The 21,298-nt window shown below is 68.5% G+C and carries 22 protein-coding genes; 15 read left to right on the top strand and 7 right to left on the bottom strand.

All coding sequences use genetic code 11. The annotated features are described in order from the left end of the window. The first annotated feature begins 3 nt into the window (after nt 1-3). The 15 genes from EJ105_RS04705 (at nt 4) to EJ105_RS04635 (ending at nt 15,443) form a co-directional block, all read left to right on the top strand. The gene (locus EJ105_RS04705) at nt 4-1,074 is read left to right on the top strand and encodes a branched-chain amino acid ABC transporter permease (protein ID WP_250165459.1); all 1,071 of its coding nucleotides are present in this window, start codon (nt 4-6) and stop codon (nt 1,072-1,074) included. A 77-nt stretch (nt 1,075-1,151) separates the two neighbouring features. Further along, nucleotides 1,152-2,432 carry an ABC transporter substrate-binding protein gene (locus EJ105_RS04700; protein WP_024276588.1) on the top strand — a complete coding sequence of 427 codons (1,281 nt, stop codon included), beginning with the start codon at nt 1,152-1,154 and terminating at the stop codon, nt 2,430-2,432. Between the two features lie 173 nt (nt 2,433-2,605). Next, nucleotides 2,606-3,442 carry an ABC transporter ATP-binding protein gene (locus EJ105_RS04695; RefSeq protein ID WP_250165458.1) on the top strand — a complete coding sequence of 279 codons (837 nt, stop codon included), beginning with the start codon at nt 2,606-2,608 and terminating at the stop codon, nt 3,440-3,442. A gap of 179 nt (nt 3,443-3,621) precedes the next feature. After that, entirely contained in the window at nt 3,622-4,866 is a 1,245-nt protein-coding gene (locus EJ105_RS04690) for a phenylacetate--CoA ligase family protein (RefSeq protein WP_250165457.1), read from the top strand. 159 nt (nt 4,867-5,025) lie between these two features. Further along, on the top strand, nt 5,026-6,051 hold the full coding sequence (locus tag EJ105_RS04685; protein ID WP_250165456.1) for an ABC transporter substrate-binding protein: 1,026 nt from the start codon (nt 5,026-5,028) through the stop codon (nt 6,049-6,051). Next, nucleotides 6,048-6,809: an ABC transporter permease gene (locus tag EJ105_RS04680; RefSeq protein ID WP_250165455.1), complete on the top strand. Its 762-nt coding sequence runs from the start codon at nt 6,048-6,050 to the stop codon at nt 6,807-6,809. Before EJ105_RS04685 ends, EJ105_RS04680 begins: the two co-directional genes overlap by 4 nt. Then, entirely contained in the window at nt 6,778-7,518 is a 741-nt protein-coding gene (locus EJ105_RS04675) for an ABC transporter ATP-binding protein (RefSeq protein ID WP_250165454.1), read from the top strand. Before EJ105_RS04680 ends, EJ105_RS04675 begins: the two co-directional genes overlap by 32 nt. Before the next feature lies 1 nt (nt 7,519). After that, nucleotides 7,520-8,494: a quinoprotein relay system zinc metallohydrolase 2 gene (locus tag EJ105_RS04670; protein ID WP_250165453.1), complete on the top strand. Its 975-nt coding sequence runs from the start codon at nt 7,520-7,522 to the stop codon at nt 8,492-8,494. A gap of 352 nt (nt 8,495-8,846) precedes the next feature. Further along, nucleotides 8,847-10,652: a lanthanide-dependent methanol dehydrogenase XoxF5 gene (gene xoxF5 / locus EJ105_RS04665; protein ID WP_029556271.1), complete on the top strand. Its 1,806-nt coding sequence runs from the start codon at nt 8,847-8,849 to the stop codon at nt 10,650-10,652. Nucleotides 10,653-10,902: 250 nt separating this feature from the next. Next, nucleotides 10,903-11,445 carry a c-type cytochrome, methanol metabolism-related gene (locus EJ105_RS04660; protein WP_029556270.1) on the top strand — a complete coding sequence of 181 codons (543 nt, stop codon included), beginning with the start codon at nt 10,903-10,905 and terminating at the stop codon, nt 11,443-11,445. Next, nucleotides 11,417-12,310 (top strand): substrate-binding domain-containing protein, encoded by an 894-nt coding sequence (locus EJ105_RS04655; RefSeq protein ID WP_051678893.1) that lies wholly within the window; start codon nt 11,417-11,419, stop codon nt 12,308-12,310. The genes EJ105_RS04660 and EJ105_RS04655 overlap by 29 nt, the downstream gene beginning before the upstream one ends. Before the next feature lie 74 nt (nt 12,311-12,384). Continuing rightward, entirely contained in the window at nt 12,385-12,921 is a 537-nt protein-coding gene (locus EJ105_RS04650; RefSeq protein WP_250165562.1) for a PQQ-dependent catabolism-associated CXXCW motif protein, read from the top strand. An 87-nt stretch (nt 12,922-13,008) separates the two neighbouring features. Beyond that, nucleotides 13,009-13,857: a quinoprotein dehydrogenase-associated SoxYZ-like carrier gene (locus EJ105_RS04645; protein ID WP_250165452.1), complete on the top strand. Its 849-nt coding sequence runs from the start codon at nt 13,009-13,011 to the stop codon at nt 13,855-13,857. Between the two features lie 102 nt (nt 13,858-13,959). Further along, nucleotides 13,960-14,664 carry a molecular chaperone DjiA gene (locus tag EJ105_RS04640; protein WP_029556266.1) on the top strand — a complete coding sequence of 235 codons (705 nt, stop codon included), beginning with the start codon at nt 13,960-13,962 and terminating at the stop codon, nt 14,662-14,664. After that, nucleotides 14,664-15,443, top strand: coding sequence for an N-acetylmuramoyl-L-alanine amidase (locus EJ105_RS04635; protein ID WP_250165451.1), 780 nt, complete (start codon nt 14,664-14,666; stop codon nt 15,441-15,443). The genes EJ105_RS04640 and EJ105_RS04635 overlap by 1 nt, the downstream gene beginning before the upstream one ends. A gap of 69 nt (nt 15,444-15,512) precedes the next feature. On the opposite strand, the gene EJ105_RS04630 is transcribed toward EJ105_RS04635, so the two are convergent. The 7 genes from EJ105_RS04630 to EJ105_RS04600 all read right to left on the bottom strand — a co-directional run bounded on the left by EJ105_RS04630 (nt 15,513) and on the right by EJ105_RS04600 (nt 21,262). Then, nucleotides 15,513-16,499 carry a KpsF/GutQ family sugar-phosphate isomerase gene (locus EJ105_RS04630; protein WP_250165561.1) on the bottom strand — a complete coding sequence of 329 codons (987 nt, stop codon included), beginning with the start codon at nt 16,497-16,499 and terminating at the stop codon, nt 15,513-15,515. A gap of 145 nt (nt 16,500-16,644) precedes the next feature. Then, nucleotides 16,645-17,259, bottom strand: coding sequence for an LbetaH domain-containing protein (locus EJ105_RS04625; RefSeq protein ID WP_029556263.1), 615 nt, complete (start codon nt 17,257-17,259; stop codon nt 16,645-16,647). Continuing rightward, entirely contained in the window at nt 17,256-17,963 is a 708-nt protein-coding gene (locus EJ105_RS04620; protein ID WP_250165450.1) for a DUF1045 domain-containing protein, read from the bottom strand. The genes EJ105_RS04625 and EJ105_RS04620 overlap by 4 nt, the downstream gene beginning before the upstream one ends. A 33-nt stretch (nt 17,964-17,996) precedes the next feature. Continuing rightward, complete coding sequence (locus EJ105_RS04615) at nt 17,997-18,635, bottom strand: MBL fold metallo-hydrolase (RefSeq protein WP_284145295.1); 639 nt, start codon at nt 18,633-18,635, stop codon at nt 17,997-17,999. A gap of 31 nt (nt 18,636-18,666) precedes the next feature. Beyond that, nucleotides 18,667-19,497, bottom strand: a complete 831-nt coding sequence (locus EJ105_RS04610; protein WP_029556260.1) for an alpha/beta hydrolase — start codon at nt 19,495-19,497, stop codon at nt 18,667-18,669. A gap of 36 nt (nt 19,498-19,533) precedes the next feature. Beyond that, complete coding sequence (locus tag EJ105_RS04605) at nt 19,534-20,877, bottom strand: DUF3422 family protein (protein ID WP_250165449.1); 1,344 nt, start codon at nt 20,875-20,877, stop codon at nt 19,534-19,536. A 130-nt stretch (nt 20,878-21,007) separates the two neighbouring features. Further along, nucleotides 21,008-21,262 (bottom strand): GCG_CRPN prefix-to-repeats domain-containing protein, encoded by a 255-nt coding sequence (locus EJ105_RS04600; RefSeq protein ID WP_250165448.1) that lies wholly within the window; start codon nt 21,260-21,262, stop codon nt 21,008-21,010. Nucleotides 21,263-21,298 lie beyond the last annotated feature (36 nt).

Here is a 21,298-nt window from a genome sequence, read left to right as displayed (position 1 = left end):
GTCATGGCGCTCACCTCCCTGCGGCCGTGCGGCGACTATCGCACCAGCTACAAGGCCGACCAGACCATCTTCCAGACGCGGCTGACGCTGATCTTCGTCATCCTCGCCGTCGTGGCCCTGTGCTGCACGCCGCTGTTCGCCTCGCGCTACGTGCTGAGCCTGATGATCCAGATCGGCTATCTCGGCATCGCCGCGCTGGGGCTGAACATCCTGGTCGGATTTTCCGGGCAGATCTCCATCGGCCACGCGGTGTTCTTCGGCTTCGGCGGTTTCGCCTCCGCTTATCTTGCCAACAAGGGCGTGCCGGTGCTCTTCGCCATCGTGCTGGCGGGGCTGTGGACCACTGTGGTGGGCCTCATCTTCGGCCTGCCGGCGGCACGGGTGAAGGGGCTCTACCTCGCCATCGCGACGCTCGCCGCCCAGTTCATCCTGCAGGACTTCTTCGTGCGCGCCGAATGGTTCACCGGCGGCACCCACGGCGCCATCGCCGCGCCCTTCACCCTGTTCGGCTACGACATGTCGGGCGATGCGCGCTATTTCTACGTGGTGCTGTTCTTCGTGGTCATCGGATACATCGGTGCCACCAACCTCATGCGCAGCCGCGATGGGCGGGCGCTGATCGCGGTGCGCGACCATTATCTCTCCGCCGAGATGATGGGCGTGAACCTCACCAAGTATCGCACCATGGCGTTCGGCATCTCGTCCTTCTACGCCGGCATCGGCGGGGCGCTCTATGCGCACTATGTGGGCTTCATGTCGGTGGAGGGGCTCGACATCCTCTTCTCCATCCAGTTCCTCGGCATGATCATCATCGGCGGGCTCGGCTCCATCATGGGCTCGCTGATGGGCACCGTGTTCATGGTGCTGCTGCCCGAGGCCACCGGCTGGCTCGCATCCGCGCTGCAGGGCTCGGCCATCGACCAGGCGCTGCACCTCAAAGACGGCATCACCTACATGCGCGAGATGCTGATCGGCCTCACCATCATCCTCTTCCTCATCTTCGAGCCGGACGGCCTCGCCCACCGCTGGCGCCTTATCAAGGCCTACTGGAAGCTCTATCCCTTCTCCTATTGACGCGTTCAGGTCCCGACGAAACCCGAGCCGAGGCGGCGCAGACCGCCCGGCGCAAGAGGAAACCCAAGGAGCCACAGATGAAGCGACTGACCCTTTCCCTCGTCTCTGCGCTGGCGATTGCCGCAGCGACGCCCGCGCTCGCGCAGTCGATCAACATCGGCCATCTCGCCGACTATTCCGGCGGCACCTCGGACGTGGGCCAGCCCTACGGTCAGGGCATCCAGGACACCATCGCCTGGATCAACGCCAATGGCGGCGTCAACGGCAAGAAGATCAATTCCGACTTCAACGAATACGGCTACCAGGTGCCCCGCGCGCTGGCCGCCTTCAAGAAGTGGGTGGGCACCGACAAGGTGGTCGCCATCCAGGGCTGGGGCACCGCCGATACCGAAGCCCTCGTGGGTATGGTGACGAAGGAGGAGATCCCCTATTACTCGGGCTCCTACTCCGCCTCCCTCACCGATCCCGTGGGCAAGGTGAACGCCAAGAGCGAGCGCGCCGCGCCGTTCAACTTCTTCTACGGCCCGTCCTATTCGGACGCCGCCCGCGCCATGGTGCAGTGGGCCGCCGACGACTGGAAGAAGAAGGGCAAGCCCGGCAAGCCCAAGTGGGTGCACATGGGTGCGAACCACCCCTATCCGAACTCGCCCAAGGAAGCAGCGGCGGAATATGCCAAGTCGCTCGGCTTCGAGGTGCTCGATCCGATCACCTTCGCCCTCACGCCGGGTGACTACACCCCCCAGTGCCTGACGCTGAAGCAGTCTGGCGCCAACTACGCGTATCTCGGCAACACCGCCGGCTCCAACATCTCGGTGCTGAAGGCGTGCAAGACCGCCGGCGTGGACGTGCAGTTCCTCGGCAACGTGTGGGGCATGGACGAGAACGCCATGAAGGCCGCGGGCGAAGCTGCCAACGGCGTCGTCTTCCCGGTGCGCACCGCCGTGACCTGGAACGGCTCGGCGCCCGGCCTGGCCACCGCCAAGGAGATTTCCAAGATGTCCGATGCCTCGGGCGCGGCCTATCGCCCGGTGCATTATCTCGCGGCCATCTGCACCGCTCTCTACATGAAGGAAGCCATGGAGTGGGCGGACAAGAACGGCGGCGTGACCGGCGTGAAGATCCGCGACGGCATGTACCAGAAGAAGGACTGGGTGCCCAAGGGCATGGACGGCGTGTGCAATCCCTCCACCTGGACCGCCACCGACCACCGCCCCACCACCCGCGTGGACCTCTACCGCTCCGTGGTGACGGGCGCCACCGACGCCTCCGTGGCCGACCTCGTGAAGGCCGGCACCATCAAGCTCGAAAAGGTCGCCACCATCGACCTGCCGCGCAAGACGGAACTGCAGGGCTGGTGATGTGAACACTCCTCCCCTCTCCCCTTGCGGGAGAGGGGCCGGGGGTGAGGGGTGGTACCGGCCCTCGTCGCCGGGTCAGGCACCGCGAACGGCGCCACCCCCTCACCCGTCTCGCGGCCCCGCCGCGATCCACCCTCTCCCGCAAGGGGAGAGGGGTTAGATCGGAGACCGCCATGGCCGAGGCCGCACTGAAGTTCGAACCCGCCGCCGAGACCGCGCCCCCGCTCCTGTCGGTGGACAACATCGAGGTGGTCTACAACGACGTCATCCTCGTCCTGCGCGGCCTTTCCCTGAAGGTGCCGAAGGGCCAGATCGTCGCTTTGCTCGGCTCCAACGGCGCCGGCAAGTCCACCACGCTGAAGGCGATCTCCGGCCTCCTGAAGACCGAGGACGGCGAGATCACCCGTGGCGACGTAACCTTCATGGGCGAGCGCATCAACGGCATCGAGCCGGACAGGATCGTCCGCCGCGGCATCTTCCAGGTGATGGAAGGCCGCCGCATCATCGCCGACATGACCTGCCTCGAGAACCTTCGCCTCGGCGCCTTCACCCGGCGCGACAACGAGGTGAAGAGCGACATCGAGCGCGTCTACGAATACTTCCCCCGCCTCAAGGAGCGCACCGGCCTCGCCGGCTATCTCTCCGGCGGCGAGCAGCAGATGCTGGCCATCGGCCGCGCCATCATGTCCCGCCCCAAGCTCATCCTCATGGACGAGCCCTCCATGGGCCTGTCGCCGCTTCTGGTGAAGGAGGTGTTCTCCATCATCAAGAAGCTGAACCAGGACCTCGGCGTCACCATCCTGCTGGTGGAGCAGAACGCGCGCGTGGCGCTCTCCGTGGCGGACTACGGCTACATCATGGAGCAGGGCAAGATCGTGCTCGATGGCAGTGCCGAGATGCTGGCGACCAACGAGGACGTGAAGGAATTCTACCTCGGCCAGGGCGGCGGCGACGAGCGCAAGAGCTTCAAGAACCTGAAGAGCTTCAAGCGCCGCAAGAGGTGGCTCTGAGGCAAGCGGGGGCGCCGCGATCTGAACAGCACGGCGTCATGGCCGGGCTTGTCCCGGCCATCCACGTGGAGCGGCTGGGAACACCACCAACCATTTCTCCGGCGGCCCGATGTGGATGGCCGGGACAAGCCCGGCCATGACGGCACCAAAAGGGACAGGGCGCGGGACAGGAAGACACCATGACCGATCCGAACCGCCACTACGACGCCAGCGAGACCCGCGACCCTGAAGCGCGCGAGCAGGCGCTGATGCAGGCGCTCGCCGCGCAGGTCGCCCACGCCAAGGCGAAGGCGCCCTATTTCGCCGCGCTGTTCAAGGATGTGGATCCGGCCGCCATCACCACGCGGGCCGCGCTGGCGCAATTGCCCGTCACCCGCAAGTCGGACCTGCTTGAGATCCAGCCGCGGAGCTATCCCTTTGGCGGGCTCAACGCCACGCCGCCCGGCAGGCTGGCGCGCATCTTCATGTCGCCCGGCCCCATCTATGACGTGGAGGGCCACGGCCCCGATTTCTGGCGCTTCGCCCGCGGCCTGTTCGCGGCCGGCTTCCGCGCCGGGGACATCGTGCACAATTCCTTCTCCTATCACCTGACCCCCGCCGGCTCGATGATCGAGAGCGGCGCCAATGCGCTGGGCTGCGCCGTGGTGCCGGCCGGCGTCGGCCAGACCGACCTGCAATTGCGCGCCATCGCCGACATCCGCCCGCAGGGCTACGGCGGTACACCCTCCTTCCTGAAGATCCTCGTGGACAAGGCGCGGGAGACAGGCACCGACATCTCCTGCCTCACCAAGGCATTGGTGTCGGGCGAGGCCTTCCTGCCGGTCCATCGGGCCGAGCTGAAGGCCGCCGGCATCACCGCCCGCCAGTGCTACGGCACGGCCGACCTCGGCCTCGTCGCCTATGAGAGCGAGGCCGAGGACGGCATGATCGTCGACGAGGGCTGCCTCGTGGAAATCCTGCGCCCCGGCACCGGCGATCCGGTGGAGGCCGTGGGCGAGGTGGGCGAGGTGGTCGTCACCCTGTTCGAGCCTGACTATCCCCTCGTGCGCTTCGCCACCGGCGACCTCTCCGCCGTGATGCCGGGCACCAGCCCCTGCGGGCGCACCAACATCCGCCTGAAAGGCTGGATGGGCCGCGCCGATCAGACCACGAAGATCCGCGGCATGTTCGTGCATCCCGTGCAGGTTCAGGCGGCGGTGAAGAAGCATCCGGCCGTGGCGAAGGCCCGTCTCGTGGTGGATCGCGCGGGCGACCAGGACGACATGGCGCTGGAGATCGAGGTGGCCGACGTCGCCGCGCTCTCGCAGGATGCATTGCTGGAGGACATCCGCTCCGCCACCAAGCTGCGCGGCCGGCTCGTCGTGCTCTCGCCCGGCACCCTGCCCGCCGACGCCAAGACCATCGAGGACCGTCGTCCGGTGTGAGGCGGGAACTCTTCCCTCTCCTGTTTTCTTAAATTCCTCTCAGAAAAGCCCTTTTGTTTCAGATCGTTATGGACACTTCTTCCCGGCGTCGCCACAGTGGCGGCGCATCGGGCGGGGTCGCGGGCGCGGCGCCGGCCGGAGGATTTCGGGAGGAAGGCCATGCTCACGCGCCGCCGCCTGCTGGCGCTCTCGGGCGCCGCGCTGTCCGGCGCTGCCGTCGCGCTTGCCGGCGGGCCGCTCTCTCCCGCGCGTGCCGCGCTGCCGCCCATCCGCCTCGGCATCCTGCAATTCGGCTCGGCCGCCTGGGAAATCGCGGCCATGGGCGCGCTGGGGCTCGATGCGGCCAATGGCGTGACGCTCGATGTCACCCGCTATGCCAACAATGACGCCGGCCGCGTCGCCTTCATGGCGGGGGCGGCTGATGCCATCGTCAGCGACCTGCTCTGGGCGGCGCGGGTAAAGGCGGACGGGCGCGATCTCGTCTACATCCCCTTCTCCTCCTCGGAAGGGGCGGTGATGGTGCCCAAGGGCTCCCCCATCCGCTCCCTCGCGGACCTCGCCGGCAAGAGGCTGGGGGTCGCCGGCGGCCCGCTCGACAAAAGCTGGCTCATGCTCAAGGCGACGGCGCAGGAGAAGGCCGGTCTCGATCTCCAGACCGCCGCACAGCCGGTGTTCGCCGCGCCACCCCTGCTCGCGGCCGAGCTGGAGGCAGGCCATCTCGACGCCGCGCTGATCTACTGGACTTTCGCCGCGCGTCTGGAGCCCAAAGGCTTCCGGCAGATGCTCACCGTGGAGGAGATGGTGAAGGGCTTCGGCCTCGCCCATGAGCCGACGCTGGTGGGCTATGTGTTCGACGGTGCCTTCGCCCGCGCGAACCCCGCCACCGTCGCCGCCTTCGCCGCCGCGTCCCGCGCCACCAAGACGGCGCTGGCCGATCCTGATCCCGCCCGCTCCGGGCCCGGCTGGGCGGCGGCGCGGGCGCAGATGCAGGCGGGCGACGAAGCCACCTTCGAGGCCTTGCGCCGCGGCTTCCTCGCCGGCATCCCCCGGCTGTCGCTTGCCGAGGAGCAGACGCTTGCCGCGCAGCTTTATGCTGTTCTGGTGAAGCTCGGCGGAACGAAGCTGGTGGGCAGCGCCACGCGCCTGCCGGCGGACCTCTATTTCCAGGCGCCGGCGGCGCGATGAAGCTGCTTTCTTCGGGCACCGCGGCGCGGGCGGCCTCGCTCGTCCTGCTGCTGCTGGCATGGGAGATTACGGCGACCCTGGCGCACAGCCGGTCCCTTCCGGCGCCGCATGCGGTGTTCGCCTTCATCGCGCGGGAGGCGACGGGGGGCGATCTTGTCTCCAACATCGCCATCACGCTCGGGCGGGTCGTCGTCTCCTTCGTGGTGGCCATGGCGCTGGGCTGCGCCATCGGCGTCGCGCTCGGCCGCTCGCGCAGGCTCGACACGGCCTTCGACACCTGGGTGATCGTGCTGCTCAACACGCCCGCCCTCGTCATCACCGTGCTCTGCTACATCTGGCTCGGCCTCACCGAGGCGGCGGCGGTGCTCGCCGTGGCGCTCAACAAGATTCCGACCGTGGCGGTGCTGATGCGCGAGGGCACTCGCGCGCTCTCCCCGGAACTCGACGAGATGGCGAGCGCCTTCCGCCTGTCGCCCATGGACCGGCTGCGCCACGTGCTGATCCCGCAGTTGCAGCCGCATCTCGCGGGGGCGGCGCGCTCGGGTCTCGCGCTGGTGTGGAAGATCGTGCTCGTGGTGGAGTTGCTGGGGCGCCCCAACGGCGTCGGCTACGCCATCTCGGTCTGTTTCCAGCTGTTCGACGTGACCGCCGTGCTCGGCTATTCGCTGGCCTTCATGGCGGTCATGCTGGCCATCGAATACGGCGTGCTGCAGCCCTATGAAGCCCATGTCCGACGCTGGCGCCTCTCCGCTCATTGAGGCGGTCATCCGCGCCAAGACCTACCGGCGGCCCGACGGCACCGGGATGGAGGCTGTGCGCGGCATCACGCTCGCTCTGCGCAGGGGCGAATTCGTCTGCCTCATCGGCCCCTCGGGCTGCGGCAAGACGACGACGCTGCGCATCCTCGCCGGGCTCGACCGCGCCTTCGAGGGCGAGGTGAGGCCCGATCCCGCGACCCTGTCCATCGGTGTCGCCTTCCAGGAACCGCGTCTTCTGCCGTGGCGCACGGTGGAGGAGAACATCCGCCTCGTGCTGCCGAAAGCGCGCCGGGCCATGGACCTCGCTCGGCTGATCGCGCGCTTCGGCCTCTCGGCCCATGCGGCGCGCTATCCCGGCGAACTGTCGCTGGGCCTCGCCCGGCGGGTCTCGCTGGCGCGCGCCATGGCGCTGGAGCCGGACCTTCTGGTGCTCGACGAGCCCTTCGTCTCCCTCGATGCCCAGGCCGCCGCAGACCTGCGCCGCTACGTGGCGCTGGCAGCGGACGGCGGGACCAGCGTGCTCATGGTGACGCACAATGTGCGCGAGGCGCTGGAACTGGCCGACCGCGTGGTTATGCTGGCGCCACGGCCCACCCACGTCGTCGAGGAGGTGTGTCTCGCCTTGCCGCGAGCCATGCGCGATGGTCCATGGATCGAGGCTGAGCGGGCGGCGCTGGCTGCGCGCTTTCCTCTGCTGCGGGAGGGGTGAGATGGAGCGTTCCGGAGCCCATGGCTGCAAGCCCCAGACGGTGCCGCGCGTGGCCGCAGGCGCGGCGCTCGCGGCGCTGCTGGTGGGCGCGATTCCAACTGCAGCGCAAGCGCAGCCGGAGCCGTTCGCGGTGAGCGAGATTGCCCCCGGCGTCTTTGTCCATCAGGCGCCCTATGCCCTTGCATTGCCGAAGAATCTCGGCTTCGTCGGCAATGCCGGCTTCGTCGTCGGCAAGGATGCCGTGGCGGTGATCGACACCGGCGGCAGCAAGGCGGCGGGGGAGGCGCTGAAGGCGGCCATCCGGGCTCGGACGGCGCTGCCGATCCGCTATGTCATCAACACCCACATGCACCCCGATCACGTGCTCGGCGATGCTGCGTTCGTGGGGCCGGGCGTGACCTTCATCGGCCATCACAACCTGCCGGAGGCGCTCTCCGCCCGCGCCTCTTCCTACCTTTCCGCCACCGAGCGCCTCATCGGGCCGGAGGCGGCGGAGGGGACGCAGGTGATTCTGCCCGACGAGACCGTGGACAAGGTGCGCAGCATCGATCTCGGGGAGCGTCCGCTGCGTCTCGAGGCGTGGCCGACCGCCCATACCGCCACCGACCTCACGGTATTCGACGAAAAGACGAGCACCTGGTTCCTTGGCGATCTTCTCTTCCTGGGGCATGTCCCCGCCCTCGACGGCAAGGCGCTGGGCTGGATCGCCCTCCTGGAGGAGATGAAGCGCCGGCCTGCGGCCCGCGTGGTGCCGGGCCACGGGCCCGCCTCCGCCCCCTGGCCGGACGCTGCGGCGCCCACCGAGCGCTATCTCAAACGCCTCGTCGCCGGCGTGCGTGCCACGGTCAAGGCCGGCGGCACCATGGCCGAGGCGGCCCGCGCGGCTGGTCGCGAGGAGGCGCCGGACTGGAAGCTGTTCGACGACTTCAACGCCCGCAACGCGACGTCGGCCTATCACGAGCTGGAATGGGAATAGAGCCGCGCAGCCGCTGCCGAACGCGAATATTGCTGCATTGCAAAATTACGTAGGGCAACTTCGCGCTTGCAGTATAAATCGCCTCGTCAACCGGACATTTGGCGTATTGCCTTGGGCGAAAACATTGCTTACGTTCCTCACAGCTTCGGCTTCAACAGCTCCGTGCGGGGAACGCGGGGTTGGTTCGCAGGCCTGCGGGACGCACTTGTCACCGCAAGGCTTCAGGGCATCACGCCGGTCGTGACACGCTGCCGAAGTAGATGGAGTCCCCCAAGGCGAAAACAAACGCTCAGTGCGTTTCCCGCTCCACATGCGCGTGGAGGCGGACCCGCATCCATCGGAGGAAGCCCGGATGAGACGTCTTTTGGTTTTGACCGCCACGGCGGCGGCAACCGTATTTTTCGGCGCGCCCGCCAGCGCGAATGACAGTGTTCTCAAGCTTACCCAGGACCCCAACCAGTGGGTTCTCCAGACCGGCGACTACGCCAACACCCGCCATTCCAAGCTCAAGCAGATCACGACCGACAACGTGAACAAGCTCCAGGTCTCCTGGACCTTCTCCACGGGCGTGCTGCGCGGCCATGAGGGCTCTCCGCTGGTCGTGGGCGACATCATGTATGTCCACACGCCCTTCCCGAACATCGTCTATGCCCTCGACCTCAACAACGAAGGCAAGATCATCTGGAAGTACGAGCCGAAGCAGGATCCCACCGTCATTCCGGTGATGTGCTGCGATACGGTGAACCGCGGTCTCGCCTATGCCGACGGCAAGGTGTTCCTGCATCAGGCCGACACCAAGGTCGTGGCGCTTGACGCCAAGACCGGCAAGGTGGCCTGGTCGGTGGTGAACGGCGATCCCAAGAAGGGTGAGACCAACACTGCCACCGTGATGCCGGTGAAGGACAAGGTCCTCGTGGGCATCTCCGGCGGCGAGTTCGGCGTGCAGTGCCACGTCACCGCCTACGACATCAACACCGGCAAGCAGGCGTGGCGCGCCTATTCCGTCGGCCCGGACAGCCAGATCCTGTTCGACGAGAAGACCACTGCGCTCGGCAAGCCCGTGGGCAAGGATTCGTCCCTCGCCACCTGGCAGGGCGACCAGTGGAAGACCGGCGGCGGCTGCACCTGGGGCTGGTATTCTTACGACCCGCAGCTCAACCTGATCTATTACGGCTCGGGCAACCCCTCGACCTGGAACCCGAAGCAGCGCCCGGGCGACAACAAGTGGTCCATGACCATCTTCGCCCGTGACGCCGACACCGGTGTCGCCAAGTGGGTCTATCAGATGACGCCCCACGACCAGTGGGACTATGACGGCATCAACGAGATGATCCTCGCCGACCAGCAGATCGGCGGACAGACCCGCCCGACGCTGGTGCACTTCGACCGCAACGGCTTCGGCTACACGCTGGATCGCAAGACCGGCGAGCTGCTCGTGGCCGAGAAGTTCGACCCGGCGGTGAACTGGGCTTCGAAGGTGGACATGGACAAGAACAGCCCGACCTATGGTCGTCCGCTGGTCGTGGCCAAGTATTCCACCGAGCAGAACGGCGAAGATGTGAACTCCACCGGCATCTGCCCGGCGGCGCTCGGCACCAAGGACCAGCAGCCTGCGTCCTACTCGCCTGACACCGGCCTGTTCTACGTGCCCACCAACCATGTGTGCATGGACTACGAGCCGTTCCGCGTCAGCTACACCCCCGGCCAGCCCTATGTGGGTGCCACGCTCTCCATGTTCCCGGCTCCCGGCAGCCATGGCGGCATGGGCAACTTCATCGCGTGGGACGCCAAGCAGGGCAAGATCGTGTGGTCCAACCCGGAGCAGTTCTCCGTGTGGTCCGGCGCTCTCTCCACCGCCGGCGGCGTGGTGTTCTACGGCACCCTCGAAGGCTACCTGAAGGCGGTCGACGCCAAGACGGGCAAGGAACTTTACAAGTTCAAGACCCCGTCCGGCATCATCGGCAACGTCATGACCTACACCCACAAGGGCAAGCAGTACGTGGCTGTGCTCTCGGGTGTCGGTGGCTGGGCCGGCATCGGCCTCGCGGCCGGACTGACCGACCCGAACGCCGGCCTCGGCGCGGTGGGTGGCTATGCGGCCCTCAGCAACTACACCGCCCTCGGCGGTCAGCTGACGGTCTTCGCCATCCCGCAATGATCGGGCGGCGTTAAGGCCAGGCGCATCTCGTATGCGCAGTCGGGCCGGCTTGGGGAGACCCCCGCCGGCCCGATCCTTTTCACAGCAGGCAATGCCCCGCCGGCCAGAGCCGGAACGGACACCTGCGCCCGGCGCTCGCGCCCGCCGATGCGGGATTTTCGCGGCCCGGCCCCTTGCGAAACCGGAGACGGATGCGCCCCAGCCCCCGGGGCCCGTCTTCGCCCTTCGTCAGTCGTTTTGGAGAGATCGTGTGGTTTCCTCGCTCACCCTGACCCGCGCCGGCGCATTCTTCCTCGCCGCCTTCTCGCTCGCCCTCGGCAGCACCGCCTCGCGCGCCGAGACCACCAAGCCGGCGGACCCCAAGCCGGTGAAGGAGGAAGGCGGCCGCTATTACGACGTCGACGGCGCGCCCACCTACAACATCAAGCCCGATGGTCAGGTGGACTGGCTGACCTATTCCGGCTACCGCCGCTACCACGCCGAGTGCCACGTCTGCCACGGCCCGGACGGCATGGGCTCCACCTACGCCCCGGCCCTCGCCGACTCGCTGAAGACGATGAACTTCGACCAGTTCAGCGAAGTGGTCGTCGGCGGCCGCCAGAACCTGAGCAACGGCAACGACCGGGTGATGCCGTCGTTTGGCCTGAACAAGAACGTGATGTGCTACCTCGACGACCTCTACGTCTATCTGCGCGCACGCTCCACCGACGCTCTGGGCCGCGTCCGCCCCGCCAAGCGGGACGACAAGTCGAAGGAGATTGCCGATGCCGAGAAGGCCTGCCTCGGCGAGTAGGGAACGGTTCGCGCCCCTGCTGGCGTCGCTCGCGACGGCAGCCCTCGCCGCCATCCTGCTGCTCAGCCCTTCGGGGGCCGGTGGGCAGCAGATTCCAGACCAGGTCTCGGCGGATGCCCTCCGGGTGTGCGCCGATCCCGCCAACATGCCGTTCTCGAATTCCGCCGGTGAGGGATTCGAGAACAAGATCGCGGCCATCGTCGCCGACGAGCTCAAGCTGCCCCTGCGCTATTATCTGATGCCGCAGGGCCCCGGTTTCGTGCGCAATTCGCTCGGCCGTCGCCTGTGCGACGTCATTATCGGCTATGTGGCCGGTGCCGACCTCGTCCTGCACACCAACCCCTATTACGAATCGGTGTTCGTGCTGGTGGTGAAGGCCGGCGGTCCGCTCGACGGCGTGACCCAGTTGTCCGATCCGAAGCTCAAGACGGCGAAGCTCGGCGTCATCGCCGCGACCCCGCCGGCCGACCACCTTCTCGAACTCGGGCTCATCGGCAATGCCCGCACCTATTCGCTCCTCGTGGACCGGCGCTATGCCTCCCCGGCCGAGGAGATGCTCGCGAGCCTCAATGCCGGCGAGATCGACGGCGGCCTGCTCTGGGGGCCCTCGGCCGGCTATTTCGCGGCGCGGTCAGCGACGCCGCTCAAGGTGATCCCGCTGGTGAAGGAGGCGCCGCGCCCGGCGCTGGCCTACCGAATCACCATGGGTGTCCGCCCCACCGACCACATCTGGAAGCAGACGCTGAACACGGTGCTGCGCAAGCGCGCCGACGACATCGAGAAGGTGCTCGTTGCCTATCACGTCCCGCTTCTGGACGAGGACGGCCAGCCCATCGCGCCGCACGCCGGGACGCCGGGCCAGTGAGCCGGACGACGCAGGGAGCGGGCCGGAGCAGCCGCATTGCGATCGCTGTGCTGGGCGGGCTCTGCCTGCTGGCGATGCCGACCCTTGCTCAGCCCGTCGCCGCACCTTCGGCGCCTTCCGCCCCGACCGCGGCTCCACCGGCAGAGCCCGAGGGCTACCGGCTGGACGCCTATCGTGCGCCGGTGCCGGCAACGCTCCACGGCGCCCGCGTGCTCGATGCCTCCGCTGCGGCCGAGCTGTGGCGCAAGGGCGGAGTCGCCTTCGTGGACGTGCTGCCGCGCCCGCCCAAGCCGGCGGGCCTGCCGGCGGGAACGCTGTGGCGGGACCAGCCCCATTCCACCATTCCGGGTGCCATGTGGCTGCCCAATGTGGGCTTCGGCGCGCTCAATGCGGAGACCGAAAGCTATTTCCGCGCCGGCCTTTCCGCCGTCACCAGCGGCGATGTGAATGCGCCGCTGGTGATTTTCTGCCAGCGTGATTGCTGGATGTCGTGGAACGCCGCCAAGCGCGCCCTCGCCTATGGCTACACGGACGTATCCTGGTTTCCCACCGGCGTGGACGGCTGGGGCGAAGCCGGGCTTCCGCTGGAAGCGGCGCAGCCGCGCCCCTAGGGCGGAACCCGACCCGTGCGTCGCCGGCAGACGCGGCGCGGACAATAAGGCCGACACGGCCATGACCGACTCTTGGGAGGCAATGCCATGAAGCGCTTATCCCTGCGCTGTTCCGCCGGCACCACGGGGGCCGTGCTCGCGGCTCTGCTCTCGGCAATGCCGCTGGCCGGGATGCTGGCTAGCCCCGCCGCCGCCGAGGCCGCGCAGGCCGACCCGGACAGACCGGAAGCCACATGGTCGTCCATCCGCGGCGACATCTTCCCTTCGGCCAAGATCGCCGATGCCGGCAATGCGGTGCGGATCGACGCGCCGGGGCGGGCGGAGGATGCCGCCCTCGTGCCCCTCACCCTCGCGCTCGAACTGCCCAAGGACGATCCGCGCACGCTGAAGGCGGTGACGCTCATCATCGACGAGAACCCGTCGCCTGTGGCCGGCCGATTCGCCTTCGGCGACGGCATCCGCACTTTCTCGCTCTCCGTGCGGGTGCGGGTGAATTCCTACAGCTGGGTGCGCGCCGTGGCCGAGACCAGCGACGGCGCCCTCATCATGACAAAGGCCTATGTGAAGGCGGCGGGCGGCTGCTCCGCGCCGGCGACCAAGGACACGGCGGAGAGCATCGCCAAGCTCGGCGAGATCCGATTCCGCTCCTTCGCCGATTCCGGCCGCGCGGAGGCGCAGGTGCAGATCCGCCATCCCAATTTCTCCGGCCTGCAGATGGACGAGGCGACGCGCGGCTACACGCCGGCCTGGTTCGTGCGCGAGGTTCAGGTGAAGCAGGGCGCCAAGCTCATCTTCGCCATGGAGGGCGGCATCTCCATCAGCGAGGACCCCACCTTCCGCTTCAGTTTCACCCCCTCCGCAGCCCCCGTCTCGGTCCGCGCCGAGGACACGGAGGGCAAGATCTTCGCCCGGACCTTCCCGGGCAACGGGAGCTGAGCCCCGACGCTTTAGGGCATCCTTCGCCTCCTCATTCCGTCCCACGCCTTGCCGGCGCCGCATCCCTGCTCTAGCTCCGCCGGAGCGGATGCGGAGGATCAGGTGGCTTACGGTCTCATCGGCGGGGCAGGTGTGGGATTTGCGCTGGGGGGGCCGCTCGGCGCCCTGCTCGGGGCATTAGCGGGCCATGTGATCGACCGCGTGCTGCTCGCTCCCGCGCCCAAGCCTGCCGCCTTTTCCATCGCCCTCATTGCGCTGTCCGCCAAGATGGCTAAGGCCGACGGCGTGGTGGTGCCGGCCGAGGTGGAGGCCTTCCGCGAGGTGTTCGACATCCCGCCCGAGGATCTCGACGCGGTGGCGCGCCTCTACAATCTCGCCAAGCAGGATACCGCCGGCTTCGAGGCCTACGCCCATCAGGTCGCGGACCTGTTCGCCGACGCGCCGGACACGCGGGAAGACCTCATGGACGCGCTGTTCCACGTGGCGAAGGCGGACCATGCCCTGCACGAGAAAGAGCTCGTCTTCCTCGCCGAGGTCGCCCGCATCCTCGGCTTCGAGGGGCTGGCCTATGAGCGCATCGAGGCGCGCCATGTGCGGCGCCCGGGCGATCCCTATGCCGTGCTCGATCTCGACCCCGGCGCCAGCGACGACGAGGTGAAGGCGCACTGGCGCGCGCTGGTCTCGACCCACCATCCCGACCGGCTCGCCGGCCGCGGCCTGCCACCCGCCGCCATCAAGCTCGCCAACGATCGGGTGGCGGCGCTCAATGCCGCCTATTCCACCATTGCCCGACAGAGGGGCCTGTGATGGACGCGCCCGCCCTTTCCGCCCCCGATTCGGCGCTGGTGGATAGGCTTGTTCCCTCCCCGAACTTCGGCGAGCGCCGCTCAAGCATCGACATGCTGGTCCTGCACTACACCGGCATGGGAAGCGCCGACGCTGCCATCGAATTGCTGCGCACGCCAGCGGCCGAGGTCTCCTGCCATTATGTCATCCGGGAGGATGGCAGCATCGTGCAGATGGTGGCGGAAGGCGCGCGGGCGTGGCACGCGGGGCTGTCCTCGTGGGAAGGCATCACTGATACCAATTCCCGCTCCATCGGCATCGAGATCGTCAATGGCGGTCACGATTTCGGCATGCCGCCCTTCCCGGACGTGCAGATCGCGCGGGTGATCGCCCTGTCCCAGGACATCATCGCCCGCCACGCCATCCGCGCCGACCGGGTGCTCGCCCATTCGGACATCGCCCCGGCGCGCAAGCGCGATCCCGGCGAGCGGTTTCCGTGGGGCGTCCTCCACGCGGCGGGCGTCGGCCATCTGGTGCCGGAGGCGCACATCACCGGGGGGCGGTTCTTCATGCCGGGCGATGCGGGGGAGCCAGTGGCGGCGCTGAAAGCCATGCTGGCGTGGTATGGCTACGGCATTGCTCTCGATGACGCGTATGACGCGGCGACGGCCGAGGTGGTGGCCGCCTTCCAGCGCCATTTCCGCCCCTCGCAGGTGGATGGGGTGGCCGATGCCTCGACCCTGCTCACCCTTCGCAACCTGATCGCCACCCGGCCGGACAAGGCGATCCCGGTCGCCTGAGACGATGCGGGGTGCCGTGTCGCTTCGCTCAATCGCCGCGCGGGCTTGAACGGGCGCGTGCCCGTTCGGTCAGGCGATGCCGGTGAGCAGCAGATCGTGGATATGCAGCACGCCCACGGGCGCCCTGTCCTCCACCACCAGCAGCGCGGTGATCTTGCGCGCGTTCAGGATGTTCAGCGCCTCGGAGGCGAGCTGGTCCGGCCGCACTGTGCGCGGGGCGGGGGTCATGATCTCGTCCACCGTGCGGGCGGCGAGGTCGTTGGCCATGTGGCGGCGCAGGTCGCCGTCGGTGACGATGCCGGCGAGCGCCCCGTCCTGAGCCACCACGCCGACGCAGCCGAGACCCTTGGCGCTCATCTCCACCAGCGCCGCGCCCATCTTGGTGCCGCTCTGCACGAGCGGCAGGGCCTCGCCCGCGCGCATCACGTCGCGCACGAACTTCAGGCTGGCGCCCAGCTTGCCGCCGGGATGGAGCTGGCGGAAATCGAGCGCGGTGAAGCCGCGGCTCTGCAACAGCGCCACCGCCAGCGCATCGCCCAGCGCGAGCTGCATCAGGGTGGAGGTGGTGGGGGCGAGCCCGTGCGGGCAAGCCTCCTGCGCCACCGGCAGGTTCAGCACCACGCTGGCCGAGGAGGCGAGGGCGCTGGTGGGATTGGAGGTGAAGGCGATCAGCGGCACGTCGAAGCGGCGCGAATATTCCACGAGGTCGCGCAGTTCCACCGTCTCGCCGGACCACGACAAAGCGACGATCACGTCGTCGGTGGTGATCATGCCGAGGTCGCCGTGGCTTGCCTCGGCGGGATGAACATAGTGGGCCGGCGTGCCGGTGGAGGCGAGCGTCGCGGCGATCTTGCGCGCCACGTGCCCGCTCTTGCCCATGCCGGTGATGATGACCCGGCCATGGGAGTTCTGGATGGTCGCCACCGCCACGTCGAAGGCGGCGCCGAGCGGGCCGGCCATGGCCTTGGCCAGGGCCTCGAGCCCGGCCTTTTCCGCATCGAGGGTCGCCAGCGCCGAGACCACGGACGCGGGATGGATATGGGGGACGGACGGCATGTCGGAACCGCCGGGACCCTCGGGATCGCCGTCGGCGGGAGTCTTGTTCACCGGAGAACGCATCATCGGCGATGATTAGCACCCTTCCGCGCCGAAGGGGAGCGGTGGGGCGGCGGCGGTATCGGGTTGGCCGAAGGCGAGGCCTTCAGCCCTCGTATTTCTCGAGGAAGGCCTCGATGGGGAGGCTGCGGAAGTCCGGCAAGGCCGCGCGGAGCTGCGCGTGGGTCCAGTCCCACCAGCCGAGCGCCTGGAGGCGCGCGGCGATCTCCTCGGGAAACCGCCACTTCACGAGGCGCGCCGGCACGCCGGCGACGATGGCATAAGCGGGCACGTCCTTTGACACCACCGCGCCCGCCGCCACCACGGCCCCGGTGCCGATGCTGCGGCCGGCCAGCACCACCGCGCCGTGGCCGATCCACACGTCATGGCCCATGGTCAGCTGCTGGTCGCGCCGCCACTGGAAGAAATCCGTCTCGTCTTCCTCGCCGGGGAAATAGGCGGAGGCGCGATAGAGGAAATGGGATTGGGAGGCCCGCCACGTCGGGTGGTTGCCGGGATTGAGGCGGGTCATGGCGGCGATGGAGCAGAACTTGCCGATGCGCGCATAGGCGATGTCGGAATCGTTCACCACGTAGGAGTAATCGCCCATCTCCACTTCGAGCAGCTTGGTGCGCGGACCCACCTCGGTGTAGCGGCCGAGGGTGGAGGCGCGGACCTGCGCCGTGGGATCGATGAGCGGCGTCTCGCCGAGCTGCTTCATTGGGTGGCTCCCAGCGGAAACCGCCGCAGGAGCCGGAACTGCGGCGCCCCGGGCTCCTGCACGTAGAGCGCCATGTCCGTGATCGTCGCGGGCACGTCCGCGCCGCTGGCGGCGAAGGCGGCGGTGAGCGCGTTCAGCGCCTGAACCCGCTCCGGCTCCGGCAGCGGACCGGTCAGCGTCATGTGGAAGCGGAACTCGTCGAGCACGTAAGGGTAGCCATAGGTTTCCAGATAGCCGAGCTGGCGAGCCGAGAGCCGGTCGGGCTTGCGCCGCGCGATCTCCGAGGCCGAGAGCGGGGCGCGCAGGCCATCCAGCTCCAGCACCGCCGAGCGCGCGAGGTCTTCGAGCTTGGGCGATGGAACCGCCGGCACCAGCGCCACGAACGGCCCGATGGCGCGGACCTCCAGCGGCGGCATCTCGAAGGCATGATGGCCGGCGGCGCAGCGGGCCATGAGCTGCGCCAGATCGTCCTCGGACGCGCCGTCCGCGAGCCGGAACGGCGCCTTCAGCGTGCCGTGGAAGCCGTAGCGGCGGGGCTCGGCGGTCGCCTGATGCCAGGCCGCCGCGTCGAAGCCGGCGATGTCGGGAGCAGCCAGCGCGGCGCCTGTCTCCGCGTCATAGCCGAGCGCCGCCGAGCCGAAGCGCCAGAGGGCGCCATCGGAGGGCGGGGCGAGGTAGACGGCGTAGCGCCGGGCGGCAGTCACGGGCGGTCTCCTGAAGAGTGGGCGCTGGGATGGTCAGCGCAGGAAGGGATTATGCGCCTTCTCGTCGCCGATGCTCGTGACAGGACCATGACCGGGAAGGCAGACCATGTTGTCGCCGAGGGGCAGCAGCTTTTCCTTGATGCCCTTGATGAGCAGATCGGGATCGCCATAGGGGAAGTCCGTGCGCCCCACCGAGCCCCGGAACAAGGTATCGCCGACGATGGCGAGGCCCACCGGGCGGTGGACAAACACCATGTGCCCCGGCGTATGCCCCGGCACGTGCAGCACCTCCAGCGACACGTCGCCCACGCTCACCGTGTCGCCTTCGTTCAGATAGAGATCCGGCGTCACCGAACGGGCGCCCTCGATGCCGTATTTCTCGGCCATGCGCGGGATGTCATCGATGATGAACTGGTCCGCCGCGCCCGGGCCTTCCACCTTCACGCCGAGGCTTTCCGCCAGTTCAGCAGCGCCGGCGGCGTGATCCACATGTCCGTGGGTGAGCAGGATCTTCTCGATGGTCACGCCGGTCTCGGCGATGGCGGCGCGGATCCGGTCGAGATCGCCACCGGGGTCGATCACCGCGCCCTTCATGGTCTTGGTGCACCACAGGATGGAGCAGTTCTGCTCGAACGGCGTGACGGGTACGACGGCAATCTGGATGGGCTGCATGAAAGGTCCGTTCTGGCGTGTCGTGTGCCGGTCACTGGGAGATGGCGCGGGCCATCTCCACCAGCCGGCGCACCATGTGCGAGGAGGGATCAGCGAGCGTATCCACCACCGTGAAGTGGTTCGCGCCCGGCACGTCGAAGGCCTGCGCGGCCACGCCCTTGGCGCGCCAGCTCGCGGCGAGGTCATGGGCCTGCCGCAGGAATTCCGCGCTCTCCGCGCCGCCGACGAAGGCATCGAAGCTGCGTCCCGCCGGCACCGGCCAGGAGGCGGGGGAGAGGCGCCGGGCCTCCTCCGCATCGAGGCGCAGCGCCTTGTTCATGGAGGTGGGGACGAGCGGCTCAAGCTCATAGACGCCGGAGATGCCGAGACCGGACGGGATCAGATTGTCCGGCGTATCCACATCGATCTCCCGCCAGGAGGTGGCGGCCAGCGCTGCGGCAAGGTGGCCGCCGGCGGAATGGCCGCACACCACCAGCGGACGGCCGACGAGGCGGTAGAGCGTGATCGCCGCCGCCCGCGCCTGCGCGAGGATGGTGCCCACCGGCACCAGCGGCGCGAGGTCATAGCCGGCGAATGCCATGGCGACGCCATGGGCGAGGCACCCGGCCGCGGCAAAGGTGAAATCGCGCGGGTGCAGGGACTGGAAGTAGCCGCCGTGGAGGAACAGCACCACCGGCGCCTGCCGGTCGGTACCCGGCCAGATGATGTCGAGGATCTGCCGCGGGCCGGAGCCGTAGGGTACGCCGAGGTCCGCCGCCACCGCTGCCCCGCGCATGGCGGCCGAGCTGTGCGCCCAGCGCTCGAAGATGGCGGGATGGTCCGGCACGCGGGCACGGTTGTTGTATTCGACCTCGTGGTCCATCAGCCCTCCCCCTAAACTCTTTTGGATCCCCGTCGTTCAATCCCCGTCGCCGTGGGCGCTGCGGATGCGTCGCACCACGGACCACACGCCCAGGAGCGCCAGCGGTACGGCGGCCGCCGTCACCAGCCCCACGTCGATGTGGATGCCGAGCATCCTGGCGTCGACGCCGCTCTCGTGGATGCCCTCGGCGAGGTGGTGCACGAGGCTGACGACATAATAGGAAATCGCCGCGACGGACAGGCCCTCGACCGTCCGCTGAAGGCGCAGCTGCAGGCGGGTGCGGTCGTTCATGGAGGTGAGCAGGTCGCGGTTCTGCTGCTCCAGCTCCACGTCCACGCGGGTGCGCAGCAGGTCGGCGGCGTTGGCGAGCTTCTGGGCGATCTTGTCCTGCCGCTCCTCCAGCGTGAAGCAGGTGCGCATGGCCGGCGCCATGCGGCGGTCGAGGAACTGCTGCCAGGTGGGAAAGCCGGGCACCGACATCTCGCGGATGGTGGCGAGGCGCAGCCGCACGATCTCCATGTAGGCGCGGCTGGCGCCGAACCGGAACAGGGAGGCGGTGGCCCCCGCCTCAAGCTCGGCGGCGAGCGCCACCAGTTCGTCCAGCAGGCGGTTGTTGTCGGACAGGCCCTTGGCCGACATCATTTCGGTGGCCGATCCGGCGAGCCGCTGCTCAATGCGGGCCACCTCGGGCGCGAGGCGCTGCGCCTCCGGGAGGCCGAGAAGGGCGAGGGTGCGGTAGGTCTCGATCTCCAGCACCCGCTGCACCAGCGCGCCACACGCATCGGCGCCGAGGCCGCGGTCGCGCACCAGGATGCGCACGAAGCCGGAGGGGTCGGCCATGAAGTCGGTGGCGATCTCGGCGAAGCCGTCGCTCACGTCCGCGCGGGCGAGGCTGGAGCGGTCGAACACCTTTTCGAGGAAGAAGTCCTCGGCGGTGTCCCGCAGGAGGTGCAGATCCACCGCCACCAGCAGCGGACCGGGCTGCGGCACTTCGCCGAAGGGGCTGGCGAGGGTGGTCGCCGGCGGCTGAAACGGCAGCCCCCCCTCCGCGAGGTCAAGGGAGGGCAGGTCCCAGGTGTAGGTGCAGAATTCCGCGTGGCTTTCCCAGCGCAGCTCGGCGCCGCCGAAGGAGACGTGATGATATTTCGCCCCCGGCGCCGGGGCCGGCAGCCCGCGGGCGTTGCACAGCGCCGCGAGCGCGGCGCGGTCGGACTGGGCGCCCGCCGCATCCAGCAGGAAGGCGGCATGGAGCATGCGGCGCGGTGCCGAGACCGGCACGAAGGGGCGCGCATGCAGTTCCCTCAGGATGGCCGCGCGCAACGGGTGGGCGCCGAGCGCCCGCCCTTCGCCGATGACGAGATCCGCCTCGCCTTTGGTCATGATGGCGCTCCCCTGCCGTTTTTTCCGTGCTTGCACGGCGGCGCCGTCCGATCAAGCGTTCGGCGGCCGCCCTGTGGTCGCACCGGGCCGGAAGAGGTGCACTTGCACCGAAGTGAGGAGCGGGTCTGCCTCAGCGGCAGACGCGCACGGGGCCCCACGGGCCGGGACGCCACCAGCAATAGCGCGGCCCCCAATACGGCCGCCAGTAGTTCGGACGACAGCCACCCCAGGGGCCACGGTGCCAGCCGATGCCGCAGCCGCCGGCGACCGTCTGGACCGTCGCGAGCCGATCGAGCGGCTGGGGCGCCGGGAAGGCGGCGGCGACGCCGGTGCCGAGCCCGAGAAAGCCCGCCGCGGCGGCGGCGATCAGGATCTGTTTGCGCATGATGTCTCTCCTGTTGCCGAGAGCGAAGCGGCGTGC

Source organism: Xanthobacter aminoxidans, from assembly GCF_023571765.1.
Lineage (GTDB): Bacteria > Pseudomonadota > Alphaproteobacteria > Rhizobiales > Xanthobacteraceae > Xanthobacter > Xanthobacter aminoxidans.
This window is presented reverse-complemented; position numbering and strand designations above follow the sequence as displayed.

Excerpts from the sequence above, each read along its gene's own strand:
- EJ105_RS04705 (WP_250165459.1), top strand. The coding sequence starts at position 4 with ATGGCGCTCACCTCCCTGCGGCCGTGCGGCGACTATCGCACCAGCTAC.
- EJ105_RS04700 (WP_024276588.1), top strand. The coding sequence starts at position 1,152 with ATGAAGCGACTGACCCTTTCCCTCGTCTCTGCGCTGGCGATTGCCGCA.
- EJ105_RS04695 (WP_250165458.1), top strand. The coding sequence starts at position 2,606 with ATGGCCGAGGCCGCACTGAAGTTCGAACCCGCCGCCGAGACCGCGCCC.
- EJ105_RS04690 (WP_250165457.1), top strand. The coding sequence starts at position 3,622 with ATGACCGATCCGAACCGCCACTACGACGCCAGCGAGACCCGCGACCCT.
- EJ105_RS04685 (WP_250165456.1), top strand. The coding sequence starts at position 5,026 with ATGCTCACGCGCCGCCGCCTGCTGGCGCTCTCGGGCGCCGCGCTGTCC.
- EJ105_RS04680 (WP_250165455.1), top strand. The coding sequence starts at position 6,048 with ATGAAGCTGCTTTCTTCGGGCACCGCGGCGCGGGCGGCCTCGCTCGTC.
- EJ105_RS04675 (WP_250165454.1), top strand. The coding sequence starts at position 6,778 with ATGTCCGACGCTGGCGCCTCTCCGCTCATTGAGGCGGTCATCCGCGCC.
- EJ105_RS04670 (WP_250165453.1), top strand. The coding sequence starts at position 7,520 with ATGGAGCGTTCCGGAGCCCATGGCTGCAAGCCCCAGACGGTGCCGCGC.
- xoxF5 (WP_029556271.1), top strand. The coding sequence starts at position 8,847 with ATGAGACGTCTTTTGGTTTTGACCGCCACGGCGGCGGCAACCGTATTT.
- EJ105_RS04655 (WP_051678893.1), top strand. The coding sequence starts at position 11,417 with ATGCCGAGAAGGCCTGCCTCGGCGAGTAGGGAACGGTTCGCGCCCCTG.
- EJ105_RS04650 (WP_250165562.1), top strand. The coding sequence starts at position 12,385 with ATGCCGACCCTTGCTCAGCCCGTCGCCGCACCTTCGGCGCCTTCCGCC.
- EJ105_RS04645 (WP_250165452.1), top strand. The coding sequence starts at position 13,009 with ATGAAGCGCTTATCCCTGCGCTGTTCCGCCGGCACCACGGGGGCCGTG.
- EJ105_RS04635 (WP_250165451.1), top strand. The coding sequence starts at position 14,664 with ATGGACGCGCCCGCCCTTTCCGCCCCCGATTCGGCGCTGGTGGATAGG.
- EJ105_RS04630 (WP_250165561.1), bottom strand. The coding sequence starts at position 16,499 with ATGCCGTCCGTCCCCCATATCCATCCCGCGTCCGTGGTCTCGGCGCTG.
- EJ105_RS04625 (WP_029556263.1), bottom strand. The coding sequence starts at position 17,259 with ATGAAGCAGCTCGGCGAGACGCCGCTCATCGATCCCACGGCGCAGGTC.
- EJ105_RS04615 (WP_284145295.1), bottom strand. The coding sequence starts at position 18,635 with ATGCAGCCCATCCAGATTGCCGTCGTACCCGTCACGCCGTTCGAGCAG.
- EJ105_RS04610 (WP_029556260.1), bottom strand. The coding sequence starts at position 19,497 with ATGGACCACGAGGTCGAATACAACAACCGTGCCCGCGTGCCGGACCAT.
- EJ105_RS04605 (WP_250165449.1), bottom strand. The coding sequence starts at position 20,877 with ATGACCAAAGGCGAGGCGGATCTCGTCATCGGCGAAGGGCGGGCGCTC.
- EJ105_RS04600 (WP_250165448.1), bottom strand. The coding sequence starts at position 21,262 with ATGCGCAAACAGATCCTGATCGCCGCCGCCGCGGCGGGCTTTCTCGGG.